Genomic DNA, 13,191 nt, shown 5'->3' with positions numbered 1-13,191 from the left:
GCTGACAGCGATGCAATGCGATCATCAGAGCACCGCCGCGTTGTCGAGCTGCTGGAAGATTTGGGTCTTCACGATCTTGAGGCGTTGCCGCGTCATGATCGTGAGCGCCGGATCAGCCAGAGCCTCATCGAAGGTGCGGCGCTCCTGGAGCATTTCCGAGAAGTCGCGCCCGTAGGTTTCCGCCTTGAGTGTCGGAATCTGGATGATGGCCGACACGCGAGCCTTGTTGTCCGTGTACGCCTTCATCTTCTCGAAGCCCTTGCCTTCGCTTTCAATCGGCCCCCAATAGGGATTGAGCCAGACGACGAACGTGCATTCCGCCGGAAACTGCGCCGCGAGCTGGGCAAGTCCCATCAGCGTGTCCTTGAATGCCTGGCCGCCGGTGACGACCGTATGCACCACGAGTTCGTGGCCCATGTCCTGGAGCATCGCTGGAACCTGATTCCCGATGAGGTAGCTGGACAGCGGCACGAACGAGCTGGCCCCGTTGTCGACGATGACCTCGCCGTCCGCCAACGCGATCATTTCGACCAAGGCGTCGAAGGTGCGTGTATTGATCTCGTCGCCATCCATGATGTCGAGTCGACGCACGTTCAGGGCTTTGTACCCCTCAAAGGTCGAATTGACCGGATCGGTGTCGATGCAAAGCGGCTTTGCGCCCTTGCTCGCTTTGTACTGAGCAAGAGTCGCGGCAATCATCGATTTACCGACACCACCCTTGCCTTGAAGAACCATGTGAATTTTGGTCATTAGATCAAGTCCTTATCTTCCATTCTGGGGTTGTAGTGAAAACTGCGAATTCCAACGGGCTCGACTGGTTTTCTCGGCTCGTGGATCGGCTTGTTCGGGCGCTCATTGCTTCGCTTCACCGGCACCGGCTTGCTCTGCTCGGCCGACGGATTCGTGATGTGTCGGCGAACGTGCTTGAGAAAGGTCTCGTAGCGGAATGACACGCGCCCAGCTTCGTGCAGGTGTTCCCAGATGGTCTTGAGCGCGTAGCCGGCGGCGGTCGCTTCGATCACATCGGCACGCACGGCCAGAAAGGCCGCCAGGGCCTCCCTGCGCTTGGGCCTTGCGGCTTGGTCGCGCTGCGCAACCCAGGCGGCCAGCTCTTCCCGAAAGCTCTTCGTCACCTCGCCGCCTGCCTTTGATCCATCGGCCATCGCGTCACACCTCGTAGCCGTGCGAGCTGAAGACCTGCGCCATGTTCGCGCCCTCCCAGCTTCCAGGACGGGTGATGACCATGCCGGCATCCTCGGCCAGCATCGCCAGAAGCGACGCGACAGTGAGGGGGCCATGGCTGGTGTAGCCGTCAAAACGGGCGTTCGCAGCGGTGCACCTCTTGGCGAGTTCGTGCAGGCTTGCCGCCGTGGCTTCGCTGACTTGAATCGTTATCCGCTTCATCAGTCCTCCCCACGACCCAACGAAGGGGAATCCTCGCCCACGGCCAGAGGGCCGGGGCGGCGGGCCAGTTCGCCCGACAACTTGCGCGCTTCGATCCACTGCTCGACCTCGGCCAAGTCCCAAGCCACATTGCGGCTGGTGAGGGTGATGCGATGTGGAAACTCTCCCCGCAACTCCATGTTGTAGATGGTGCGGTCTGACAGCGGGATCATCGCCAGCAGCTTCTTGCGATTGATGAGGGTCTTGCCCTTCACCACCTCGGCAATGGGCTGGCGTGGTTTTTCTGTTGCGTGCATCTTCTGGCGTATTCAGTCACTTGCGAACGAGTGCCTGATGTTGCCCGGACAATCCTAAATCTTCAGCAACTTAATTATCCAATTAGGTTGACATCAAAATTCTGCTGCTTTTGCGTTGTATGTTGTAGCGCTATACAACATACAACACGCTACAACGAACCAAATCCATCTGGCGGCCGCCATCGTCGGAAGTAGCGATGCTGGCCAGTTTGTCTGGCCTGGTCAGCCTGAACTCGCCGCCCCTTTTCTTGGCGTTCAACCTGCGACCGTTCCGACAGCGCGGCAATCTGTTCGTGGCGCTGCCGTTGGCCGGCCTGGCAGCGTCCAGGAAGCCCACAGGAGCGTTTTCAGGAGCAGGAGCGCCCTCTCGGCCTCGCCTTGCCGTTTTTTTCGTCCTAAGCGTTTCTGGCGCGTTCGGCGCGGCGTGTGCCGCGCCACTCTCAGCTCACCGGCCTGAGGCCGGCACGATTTGTCGGAGGAGGAGCCACCGCATAGCGGTGGGGGAACCCCGCAGGGGTGCCCCGGCGAAGCCGCCAGCGCACGAACTGTCAAGTTGTCCACAGCCCCGCCGACGTTAAAGATCTTTAAGTTAAAAAGACAGTTAAAGGCGCGCGCGCGTTACAGGTTTCAAAAACCCTTGCGCGACAATGCCTTGTGGGGTGGGCGTGCAGGTAAAAGCACGAAGTTGGGTGCAGGTGAAAGCACGATACGAGTGCAGGTAAAGGCACGCTCCCATCCACAGATGGCGCAGGTGAACGCACGTGCCAATCCACAGAGATCACCCCTGGAAGCCCGAAGTCAAGTGCAGGTAAAAGTACGTGCCCTGCGTGGAAGCACGTGTTAGCCGGATCGCTTCCCGGTCTTCCGGGTATGGGCCTTCTCGTGGGCCAGCAGCGAAGCATGCGGCCTCCCAGCCAGCATGTCCTTGGCCTCGGCGATGCGGCCCTTGGGGCCATTGGCGTAGAACGTCACCATGTCTCGGCCGCCGTCGAACGCCATGAGAAAGTCGGGCAGTACGCCAGATTCGGCCAGCGAGCGCATTGCCGCACGGAAATTCCGCAGCGCATCGGTGCTACCGCTCTTCTGGTGTAGGACGGCCAGCGACACGCGCCAGCTTGGTTGACGACCGCAGTGCTTTCGCGCCAGCTCGTAGATGCGCCGGTCAAGCGGTTTGCGCAGTCGGTAATAGTTGCGCGAGAGCGTGAGGAATTCGCCGGCGTCGATGGCTCGGAACAGCCATTCCGGTAAGGTCACTTCCAGCGACACCATGCGACCGTCGTTGGGTGACTTCTCGATGATCTTGGCCGATTCCACCAGGCCCCAGAACGCACGAGTGCGCCGCCCGCCTGTCTCGATGTTGGTTTCGACCCGCGTGCCGGTGAGCCGCCCAAGCATCTCGCCCGCCCGCTCGTAGGCGCGGCCACTGGTGTCGCGGTTGGTGGCCGTGAGGAAGTCGTACATGGTGAGGCGCACCGTGCGCGAGATTCTTGCCCCGCGGTTCTTCGCCTCGACGAGCTGGCCGGCGCAGTAGAGCCACAAATCCTTGTCGTGGATCGTTGCGCAACCGTCCGGGCCGGGCTTCACCGTCACGGTGTTGCCGTTGCGCTCGTAGGTACGCACGCGAGTGTCGCCAGCCTTCAATGCGAACAACGGATGTTCCATGCTGGCGAGGTCATCTTTCGGCGCGGCATCGGGGATGCCGAGCGTGAAGAAATCGCCCTGCCTGCCACGGTCAGGCGCAAGGTGTGTTGTGGGCTCAGCGGCTGTGCGCTCGTCCTTCTCGTCACGGGGCGAGCGGAGCGGCCCCGGTGATGAGAAAAGCGAGTCCGGCATTCATGGTCTTCAATTGATCACCACAAGGCTAGCCGTCACACCAATTGACTGTCAGCGATTTAGTTGTACACTTTGGTTGACATGGAAACGGAAGATCAAACAAGAGAACGCCTAGGGCGGTACTACATCCATATCTGGGATGGATGCGCGCCCATCGTTTCTCAAGCGATCAAGGAGTTCCGAGAGCGCTGGAAACCCTACTCCGCGTCCTCGCGCCAGTACCCCATCGTCCGACTGGTAGAGGAACGCATCGATCCCGCCGTGGCGGCGTACATGGCGACTCTTCCGGCGCGCTACTCGGGCTTCGTGCCCGGAGCCAGCGCACGGGCAGGACTCAGCACCATCATTCGTCAAGTGGGGCTTGATGAGATGGTTCGATTGCAGCGGTGGTTGCTGCGTAACTTCATCAAAACGGAGAACAACTGGACTGCCAGAGATCAGCGCTTTATCGCAACCATCGAATCCTTAATCGAACTGATTTGGGACTGCGCCTGCAAAAGACCGACACGATCCAAGATACCAGGCGAACACCAGCTCCCTTTGCTCCCTTTCGGGAACGCGCAGCGTCGTCAAGGTTTTTGTAGGTTCTGCGGAGCGTTGACGGAATTAGCCTCGTTCATCGAACATGGAAATTGGCCTCGGGGGGATCAAGAGAAACTACGCTTGAGCCACCGCTACTGTGCCGAGCATCGGCCAATGCTCCCGGATGGCACCCAGAATCCAGCCTATCGACGCGCCATGCGTTCGGCGGATCACTTCGATCAGGAGCTACTGCGGCTGAGCAAGCAAAGCGCCAAACCGGAGAAGCTGCGTGCGGCCTCAGGGGATCGGGCTGTTGACCGCTACATCCAAGGCCATGTGGCCCAAAAATCCTTGCAGCCCGTCGACAAGGCCGAGTTGAGAAACCAGGCGCGCCTGATGGCCGACAAGAGGCTGACCGACCGAAAGAAGGCGATCGTCATGATGATCGCCTCGGGACAGAGTAAAAAACAAGTCGCAGACGCCCTCGGGATCAGTCGCCAGGCCGTTTACAAGGCCCTGGCAACGATCTCGAAAGACTTCCATCTCGACGAAGCACAGTGACGGCCATCGACCTCGGCGGGCTGCTTTTTAGCGGCTAAAACGCCTTCCTGGCTGTCCAGCCGTCGATCATGTCCGCCCAGTCTTGCAGCATGGCGGTGCGTTGCTCGCGGTATTCAGCCTTGTTGTAGACGGCCCTGACACCACGCTGTTCGTGCGCCAGGCACTTCTCGATCCAGTCGGTGTTATAGCCCGCCTCGTGCAGCAGCGTGCTCGCCGTGCGTCTCAGGTCGTGCGGCCCGAACTTGCCAAGGGTCTTTCCTTCCTTCTGCGCCAAACGGTACGTCAGCGTCAGCACCTGGTTGAGCGTGGCGCTGCTCATCGACGTGTCCGAGTCGTACCGCGACGGCAGCACATAGTCCGATCCGCCGGCGAAGGTCTTCAGGGCAATGAAGATATCCAGCGCCTGCCTGGACAGAAAGACCAGGTGCGGATTGCGCCGCTTCATCCGCTCCTTCGGGATCGTCCAAAGCGCCTCGCTGAAATTGATCTCGCTCCACGTCGCGTTTGTCAGCTCGCTTTTGCGCACCATCGTCAGCAACAGCAGCTTGGCCGCCGCCCGGATGGATGGCGTCGTGCCGATGCGCTCCATGTACTGGTACATCAGCCCGATTTCGTCGGGCGTCAGCGCGCGGTCGCGCGGCTCGAACTTGGCGATGCTGGTGGGGCGCACCAGCTCGGCGGGGTTCTCGACCTTCTGGCCGCGCTCGATGGCCCAGCGGTAGACCTGGAGCACCACCTCGCGGGCATGCACGGCCGTGGCCGGCGCACCGCGCTCCACGATGGCATCGGTCAGCGCCCGCAAGTCCTCGTGGGTGATTTCGACCAGCTTCTGATTGGCGAACTTGGGTTTCAGCTCGCGCTCGTAGACCGCCCGGCGCATGTCGCGGGTGGAGTCGGCCATCTGGTAGCCGCGCAGCCACTTTTCGGCCCAGGCGTCGAAGGTCTCGGCATCCTTGATGCGGGCCTTGTCCCGCGCCTTCTCCTTGGCCGGCGACTTCCCGACCGCGATCAGCTTCTTGGCCTCGCCCAACTGCTCGCGGGCTTCCGACAGGGTGATGCCGCCGACGCCGTAGCGGCCGAAGGTGATGGTCTCCTGCCTGCCGTTGATGGCGTAGTTGTAGCGAAACGAGATCGCCCCGGCCGGGGTGACGGCCACATAGAGGCCGTCACGGTCGTTCACCTTGTAGAGCTTGTCCTGCGGCTTGAGATTGCGCAACTTGGTATCAGTAAGCATGGGCACCCTTCTTTTCAGGCCGCCGATACCATGCTTACAAACTCTCGGAATCCCGCCTATTTTTCCTTATAGATCAACGATCTATCGGATTTCCATACCATGACAGCTCGTGAAGCGACGACATGGTATCGAAGCAGGATCATGGCATCGGCTCAGCCAGTGCCATGCACCATACCATGAAAAATTCGTGCTTGGCGATGCCAAAATCTTCCAGCCGTTGCCAGACAGAAAACAAAAAAATCCATTTACATCAATGACTTATAAGTGGTTTCTTGCCTGCCATTGCTTGCCGCTGCCAGACGCCAAATCACTCCCACTCGATCGTCGCCGGCGGCTTGCCCGAGATGTCGTACACGACCCGGTTGATCCCGCGCACCTCGTTGATGATCCGGTTCGACGCGCGGCCGAGCAGCGCGTACGGCAGGTGCGCCCAGTGTGCGGTCATGAAGTCGGTCGTCTGCACCGCGCGCAACGACGTCACGTAGTCGTACGTGCGGCCATCGCCCATCACGCCCACCGACTTGACCGGCAGGAACACCGCGAACGCCTGGCTCGTCAGGTCGTACCAACTCTTGCCGACATCGGCTTCGCCGCACAGGCCGGCGGCCGCATCCTGCGCGGTCGCGGTCGTGTTGCGCAGTTCCTCGATGAAGATCGCGTCCGCGCGGCGCAGCAGGTCCGCGAACTCGCGCTTCACTTCGCCGAGAATCCGCACGCCGAGGCCCGGGCCCGGGAACGGATGGCGATACACCATTTCCGGCGGCAGGCCGAGCGCAACGCCCAGCTCGCGCACTTCGTCCTTGAACAGGTCGCGCAGCGGTTCGAGCAGCTTCAGGCCGAGCGTTTCCGGCAGGCCGCCGACGTTGTGGTGGCTCTTGATCGTCGTCGCCTTCTTCGTCTTCGTGCCGCCCGATTCCACCACGTCCGGGTAGATCGTGCCCTGCGCGAGCCACTTCGCCTTCGACAGCTTCTTCGCCTCGGCCTGGAATACCTCGACGAACTCGCGACCGATGATCTTGCGCTTCGCTTCCGGATCGGTCACGCCGGCCAGGTGGCCGAGGAACTGTTCGGACGCGTCGACGTGCACGACCTTCGCATGCAGGCGGCCCTCGAACATGTCGAGCACCATCTTGCCTTCGTTCAGGCGCAGCAGGCCGTGGTCGACGAACACGCAGGTGAGCTGGTCACCGATCGCGCGATGGATCAGCGCAGCGGCGACGCTCGAATCGACACCGCCCGACAGGCCGAGAATCACTTCCTCGTCACCGACCTGCTCGCGGATCTTCGCGACGGCCTCCTCGATGTGGTTGCTCATGATCCAGTCGGGCTTCGCACCGGCGATCTGCAGCACGAAGCGTTCGATGATCTGGCGGCCCTTCACCGTGTGCGTGACTTCCGGATGGAACTGCACCGCGTAGTAGCCGCGCGCCTCGTCGGCCATGCCGGCGATCGGGCAGCTCGGCGTCGACGCCATCAGCGCGAAGCCCGGCGGCAGCTCGGCAACCTTGTCGCCGTGGCTCATCCAGACCTTCAGCATCCCGTGGCCTTCGTCCGTCTTGAAGTCCTCGATGCCGTCGAGCAGGCGCGTATGGCCGTGTGCGCGCATTTCCGCGTAACCGAATTCGCGGTGGTCGCTCCACTCGACCTTGCCGCCGAGCTGCACGGCCATCGTCTGCATGCCGTAGCAGATGCCAAGCACGGGCACGCCGAGATCCCACACGGCCTGCGGCGCGCGCAGCTGATGGTCTTCGTACGTGCTCGCATGGCTGCCCGACAGGATCACCGCCTTCGGCGCGAACTCGCGCACGAAGTCGTCGGACACATCGTTCGGATGGATTTCGCAGTAGACGTGCGCTTCGCGCACGCGTCGCGCAATCAGTTGGGTGACTTGCGAACCGAAGTCGAGAATCAGGATTTTGTCGTGCATGGCTGCGGACGGGATGAAGAGAATAAGAAAAGCAGCGCATCATTTTCATCATGCGCTGCGTCAATAGCATGGACAGCGGCGTCGGGCGGAAGGCAGCACGCTCGACGCATGGCCGGTCAATCCTGCATCGGGGGGCGCTCGTCGAGTGCGACGGTGCCGGACGACGATGGGCGGGATGCGGCCGGTGACGACGATGCAGCGGACGCTGCGGGGCGGCTGACGACGGGCTCGACACGCTGCGGTGTGGGCGACGACGCGGGCGCCATCGCCGGCTCGGCCGGACGCTGCGCCGGCGCGCGTGCCTCGAGCGCCTGCGCTTTTTCGCGCTGGCGCACGGCCGATGCGAGCCGCACGCCGCCGAGGCCGAGCACGATCAGCGCGACACCGGCCACCGCCGACAGCACGCGGCCGGCGGCCGCGAGCGCGGGACCGCTGCCGGTGCCGATCGACCAGACGATCGTCAGCGCGCCGGTCAGCCAATACACATGGCCGACCGATCGCGCGACCGGCGCCGTGAGATCCCCGTTGAACGCTGCATGAAACGCGAGCCACGCGAGCCCGAGCAACGCGATGCCGAACGCCTGGCCGAGCATCGCCGGCTGGACGTTCGCAAGCTGCAGCGCGTTGAAGAGCGACTGCCAGGGCGTCAGCACGAACAGCACGCCGAACGCCAGCAGCAGTACGGCATCGATGATCAGCACGGCTCGCAGCAGCGGTTTCATCGGCAATTAGTCCACGTGGTAGTTCGGCGCTTCCTTCGTGATCTGCACGTCGTGCACGTGCGACTCGCGCATGCCCGCCGCGGTGATCTGGACGAATTCGGCCTTGTCGTGCAGCTCGTCGATCGTCTTGCAGCCGCAGTAGCCCATGCTCGCGCGCACGCCGCCGACCAGCTGGAACAGGATCGCGTTGACCGAGCCCTTGTACGCGACACGGCCTTCGATGCCTTCCGGCACGAGCTTGTCGATGTTCGCCGAGTTGTCCTGGAAGTAGCGGTCTGCCGCGCCGTCCTTCATCGCACCGACCGAACCCATGCCGCGATACGACTTGTACTGGCGGCCCTGGTACAGGAACACGTCGCCCGGCGCCTCTTCGGTGCCCGCGAACATGCTGCCCATCATCACCGCGTTCGCGCCGGCCGCGAGGGCCTTCGACACGTCGCCCGAGAAGCGCACGCCGCCGTCGGCGATGCACGGCACGCCCGTGCCCTTCAGCGCTTCCGCGACGTTCGCGATCGCGCTGATCTGCGGCACGCCGACACCGGCGACGATCCGCGTCGTGCAGATCGAGCCCGGGCCGATACCGACCTTGACCGCATCCGCGCCGTATTCGACGAGCGCCTTCGCGGCGGCGGCCGTCGCGATGTTGCCGCCGATCACTTCGACGTGCGGGAAGTTCTGCTTGACCCAGCGAACGCGCTCGAGCACGCCCTTGCTGTGGCCGTGCGCGGTATCGACGACGATCACGTCGACGCCGGCCTGCACCAGCAGCTCGACACGCTCTTCGTTGTCGGGACCGACGCCGACCGCCGCGCCTGCGCGCAGCTTGCCGTGTTCGTCCTTGCACGCGTCCGGGTGCTCGGTCTGCTTCGTGATGTCCTTGACGGTCATCAGGCCGCGCAGTTCGAACGCGTCGTTGACGACCAGCACGCGCTCGAGGCGGTGGCTGTGCATCAGCGCCTTCGCTTCGGCGAGCGGCGTGCCTTCCTTGACCGTGACGAGGCGCTCGCGCGGCGTCATGATCGACTTGACCGGCTCATCGAGGCGGGTTTCGAAACGCAGGTCGCGGTTCGTGACGATGCCGACGAGCTGCGGGCCTTCGACGACCGGGAAGCCCGAGATGCCATGCTGGCGCGACAGCGCGATCACGTCGCGCACCTTCATTTGCGGCGGGACCGTGATCGGATCGCGGACGACGCCCGATTCGAAACGCTTGACCTTCGCGACCTCGCGGGCCTGTTCGGCCGGCGTGAGGTTCTTGTGGACGATACCGACGCCACCCTGCTGGGCCATCGCGATCGCAAGGCGACCTTCGGTGACCGTGTCCATCGCGGCGGACACGAGCGGCATGTTCAGGGAGATGTTGCGGGTCAGCTTGGTCTTGAGGCTGGTGTCGCGCGGGAGAACGTCGGAGAAGGCGGGAACGAGGAGCACGTCATCGAAAGTGAGTGCTTTTTGGATCAGACGCATGGCAAATCCTATGGGCGCAAAAGCGAATTATACGCGAAGCGCCGTGAATTTTCACAACACGAACAACGGCTTAGCCGGTTTCGGCCGTTCGGGGGCCGAATCGTTCGGATCGCCGTTCGGTTCGTTTTCGATCGCCTTTCGTTTCACCGCCGCATCGAGCCATTCGCGCAGCCGGCCGCGAAACGGCCCATCCGCCTGTTGCGGACGGGCCACGCAGCGGTAGCGGCGGCGGTAAAGCGCGGCCCGGCAACGGGCCGAACGGGCCCGCCGTCCCGCCTCACGGCAGCCCGGCCGCGCGGACGATCATCACCACGCCGCCGCCGACCGCAACGCAGCCGACGAGCCGCGCTACCCGCCCACCAGCCGGCGCGAGGCGCTCGGCGGCGATCGCAACCGTCACGACCGCCATCACGCGCAGATCCATCATGCCGGTGGCCAGCGCGACCGCCATCAGGTTCCCGCAACACGCCCCGCATCGGATGGCGGCTCGCACCCCGTGCCGCCATGCCGCACCGCCCCCCGCGTGCGGCGGATGCACGCCGGTCGCCGCACGCCGGCAGCACGTCAGCCGGCGCGTCTTCCACCCGCAGAATTGCAGGACGCCTGCGGCCAATACGACCGCGCCGGCCACGAACGGCATCGCGCGGCCGAGCACCGGCAGCCGTGCGGCTGCGCTCGTCAGCACGGCGCCGGCCGGAAACACGAGCGCGCCGACTGCCATCCAAACGGCGAAATACCCGGCGCCCACCACCGCGACGAGCCAGGACGAACGCGCCGCCGCCAACGGACCGGCGCCCTGCCGATATCGCCACAGCACCGGCGCCAGCACGGGCAGCATCATCGTCACGGTCATCGCGCCCCACATGCCGGCGAACGCCGCGAACGTGCGGCCGGCGCCCCATCCGCACGGCCGCTGCCATACCGCCTGCGTCATCCAGCCGCCGGACACCGGTGCGCCGCCCATCGCGGCCATCGACGCGTGCTGCGCCACGGTCGCAACAACGGCAACCGCGAACACGGCCGCGAGCGCCACCGCGAAGGCCCGCGGATCGGGGCCCGCAGCGCCGGCCGCTGGCCGAGTCATCGCCCGCCCCCACCCGTCGCCGGCGCGCTCAGCCACGGGCGTACTCGTCATGACGGCGCCACCACGGGCCGGTTTCGTTGCGCCCGCGCGGCGCGCGATCGAGCCACTGGTACATCCCCCACAGCCCGTCGAGGCCGCGCGCATAGGTGGAATACGTGTGATAAACCGCGCCGTCCTCGCGCACGAACGCGCTCATCCCCGGCCGGTCGAGCGAATACGTGAGCGCGTCGGTGCCGCACGTCGCCGCGAACTGCACGACGGGTGGCGGCGGCGGATCCATGTCCATCGCGTGGCTGGCGCGCGCATAGTTGTACTCGACGTCACCCGCGCGCTGCTGCGTTTCGGTGAACGACACGTTGAAGTCGAAGTTGAAATCGCTGCCGACCGACGACGCCCACGGAAAGTGCCACCCCATGCGCTGGCGGTACGCGAGCAGCTTCGCGAGCGGCGCACGCGACACGGCGGCGAGCGTCACGTCGTGGTTCGCCAGGTGGACGGCAAACCCATCGAAACCGTCGGCAATCGACGAACACGACGGGCAGCCGGCCTGGTAGTCGGGGCCGAACATGAAGTGATAGACGAGCAATTGCGAGCGGTCGAGAAACAGGTCGTCGAGCGTTGCCTGCCCGTCTTCGGTATCGAACCGGTAGGTCTTGTCGACGCGCACCCAGGGCAGTGCCTGGCGCCGCCGCGCGAGTTCGTCGCTTTGCCGCGTCAGCGCCTTTTCCGCGTCGAGCAGCGCGCGGCGTTCGGCCAGCCATTCGTCGCGGGTTCCGGTGAGATGGGTCGTCATGGCGGGTTCCTCCTTCTGATGGGTATCCGGGCACGGCGTCCGGTGCCGTGTGCGTGGTGCTAGATTAGGGGCGGGCATCGGACCGGAGGGAGTGACAAGTGTGTCGGGATTCGGATGGATTCGCTGATCACCGCGGCCGCGCGCGCGCTCGCGGCCGGTGACGCGCTCGGCGCGCTGAACCGCGTCGCGCTGCGCGACGATGCGCCGGCGCTCGCGCTGCGCGGGATCGCCATGGCGCAGCTCGGCGATTTCGAACGGGCTCGCGCGCTCGTGCGCGGCGCCGCGCGTGCGTTCGGCGCCAGGGAGGCCGTGGCGCGTGCGCGCTGCGTCGTCGCGGAAGCGGAGATCGCGCTCGCGTCGCGCGACCTGCGCTGGCCGACGCGCGCGCTCGATGCCGCATGCGCGACGCTCGACGCGCACGGCGACCGCGCCAACGCCGCGCATGCGCGCTATCTCGGCGTGCGCCGGCTGCTGCTGATCGGCCAGCTCGACGATGCGGAGCGGATGCTCGCGAATCTCGATCCCGCGCCGTTGCCCGCTGCATCGCGCGCCGCCCATGAGCTGATCGCGGCCGGCATCGCGATGCGCCGCATTCGCACGCACGCGGCCCGCGCCGCGCTTGCCCGTGCGCGCGCAGCCGCCCGCGACGCCGGCATCGCCGCGCTGACGGCCGAGGTCGACACCGCGGCACGCGTGCTCGACGCACCGGCCGCGCGCCTCATCGCGCGCGGTACATCGCGGCTCGTGCAACTCGACGAAGTCGAGACGCTATTCGCGTCGAACGCGCTCGTCGTCGATGCGTGCCGTCACACGGTGCGCGATGCGCGCACGAGCGTGTCGCTCGCGCGGCGGCCGGTGCTGTTCGTGCTCGCCCGCGCGCTCGGCGAGGCCTGGCCGGCCGACGTGTCGCGCAACGCGCTCGTCGCCGTCGCGTTCCGCGCGAAACATGCGGACGAATCGCATCGCGCACGCCTGCGCGTCGAGATCGGCCGGCTGCGCGCGGTGCTGCGGCCGCTCGCGAACGTCGTCGCCACGCCGCGCGGCTTCGCGCTCGAACCGCTCGGCATACGCGAGACCGTCGTGCTGGCGCGCCCGGTCGACGATCGCCACGCGGCCGTGCTCGCGCTCCTCGCCGATGGCGAAGCGTGGTCGAGCTCCGCGCTGGCGCTGGCCCTCGGCGCGAGCCAGCGCACCGTGCAGCGCGCGCTCGACGCACTCGCCGAAGCCGACAAGGTCCAGGCGCTCGGCCGCGGCCGCGCGCGCCGCTGGATGACGCCGCCATTGCCCGGTTTCGCGACGACCTTGTTACTCCCCGCCCCGCTGCCGGGCGATTAGGATGACCGCATCG

13 protein-coding genes are annotated in these 13,191 nt (G+C 65.1%); 2 read left to right on the top strand and 11 right to left on the bottom strand.

Features of this window, described 5'->3' with window-relative positions:
- Positions 1–24 precede the first annotated feature (24 nt).
- The 5 genes from CFB34_RS30760 to CFB34_RS30740 form a co-directional block, all read right to left on the bottom strand.
- The gene (locus CFB34_RS30760) at positions 25–750 is read right to left on the bottom strand and encodes an ArsA-related P-loop ATPase (protein ID WP_089440418.1); all 726 of its coding nucleotides are present in this window, start codon (positions 748–750) and stop codon (positions 25–27) included.
- The gene (locus CFB34_RS30755; protein WP_173004242.1) at positions 750–1,163 is read right to left on the bottom strand and encodes a TraK family protein; all 414 of its coding nucleotides are present in this window, start codon (positions 1,161–1,163) and stop codon (positions 750–752) included. The genes CFB34_RS30760 and CFB34_RS30755 overlap by 1 nt, the downstream gene beginning before the upstream one ends.
- Positions 1,164–1,167: 4 nt before the next feature.
- On the bottom strand, positions 1,168–1,404 hold the full coding sequence (locus tag CFB34_RS30750) for a hypothetical protein (RefSeq protein ID WP_089440419.1): 237 nt from the start codon (positions 1,402–1,404) through the stop codon (positions 1,168–1,170).
- A complete protein-coding gene (locus CFB34_RS30745) occupies positions 1,404–1,700 on the bottom strand; it encodes an AlpA family phage regulatory protein (RefSeq protein ID WP_154208885.1) in 297 nt (98 codons plus the stop codon). Before CFB34_RS30745 ends, CFB34_RS30750 begins: the two co-directional genes overlap by 1 nt.
- An 840-nt stretch (positions 1,701–2,540) precedes the next feature.
- A complete protein-coding gene (locus CFB34_RS30740; RefSeq protein WP_089440420.1) occupies positions 2,541–3,533 on the bottom strand; it encodes a replication initiator protein A in 993 nt (330 codons plus the stop codon).
- Positions 3,534–3,614: 81 nt separating this feature from the next.
- Between CFB34_RS30740 and CFB34_RS30735 the strand changes: the two genes are divergently transcribed.
- Complete coding sequence (locus CFB34_RS30735) at positions 3,615–4,616, top strand: helix-turn-helix domain-containing protein (protein ID WP_089440421.1); 1,002 nt, start codon at positions 3,615–3,617, stop codon at positions 4,614–4,616.
- Between the two features lie 34 nt (positions 4,617–4,650).
- On the opposite strand, the gene CFB34_RS30730 is transcribed toward CFB34_RS30735, so the two are convergent.
- The 6 genes from CFB34_RS30730 to CFB34_RS30705 form a co-directional block, all read right to left on the bottom strand.
- A complete protein-coding gene (locus CFB34_RS30730) occupies positions 4,651–5,850 on the bottom strand; it encodes a site-specific integrase (protein ID WP_089440422.1) in 1,200 nt (399 codons plus the stop codon).
- Between the two features lie 307 nt (positions 5,851–6,157).
- Entirely contained in the window at positions 6,158–7,777 is a 1,620-nt protein-coding gene (gene guaA, locus CFB34_RS30725; RefSeq protein ID WP_089425673.1) for a glutamine-hydrolyzing GMP synthase, read from the bottom strand.
- Between the two features lie 116 nt (positions 7,778–7,893).
- Entirely contained in the window at positions 7,894–8,499 is a 606-nt protein-coding gene (locus CFB34_RS30720; RefSeq protein ID WP_089440423.1) for a hypothetical protein, read from the bottom strand.
- Between the two features lie 6 nt (positions 8,500–8,505).
- Positions 8,506–9,966, bottom strand: a complete 1,461-nt coding sequence (gene guaB / locus CFB34_RS30715; protein WP_011352433.1) for an IMP dehydrogenase — start codon at positions 9,964–9,966, stop codon at positions 8,506–8,508.
- Between the two features lie 277 nt (positions 9,967–10,243).
- The gene (locus CFB34_RS30710; protein WP_089440636.1) at positions 10,244–11,050 is read right to left on the bottom strand and encodes a DUF2182 domain-containing protein; all 807 of its coding nucleotides are present in this window, start codon (positions 11,048–11,050) and stop codon (positions 10,244–10,246) included.
- Positions 11,051–11,078: 28 nt separating this feature from the next.
- Positions 11,079–11,843: a DUF899 domain-containing protein gene (locus CFB34_RS30705; protein ID WP_089440424.1), complete on the bottom strand. Its 765-nt coding sequence runs from the start codon at positions 11,841–11,843 to the stop codon at positions 11,079–11,081.
- A gap of 114 nt (positions 11,844–11,957) precedes the next feature.
- Here CFB34_RS30705 and CFB34_RS30700 point away from each other — a divergent pair, with 114 nt between their 5' ends.
- Complete coding sequence (locus CFB34_RS30700) at positions 11,958–13,178, top strand: helix-turn-helix domain-containing protein (RefSeq protein ID WP_089440425.1); 1,221 nt, start codon at positions 11,958–11,960, stop codon at positions 13,176–13,178.
- Positions 13,179–13,191 lie beyond the last annotated feature (13 nt).

It is taken from the genome of Burkholderia sp. HI4860, assembly GCF_002223045.2.
GTDB lineage: Bacteria > Pseudomonadota > Gammaproteobacteria > Burkholderiales > Burkholderiaceae > Burkholderia.
This window is presented reverse-complemented; position numbering and strand designations above follow the sequence as displayed.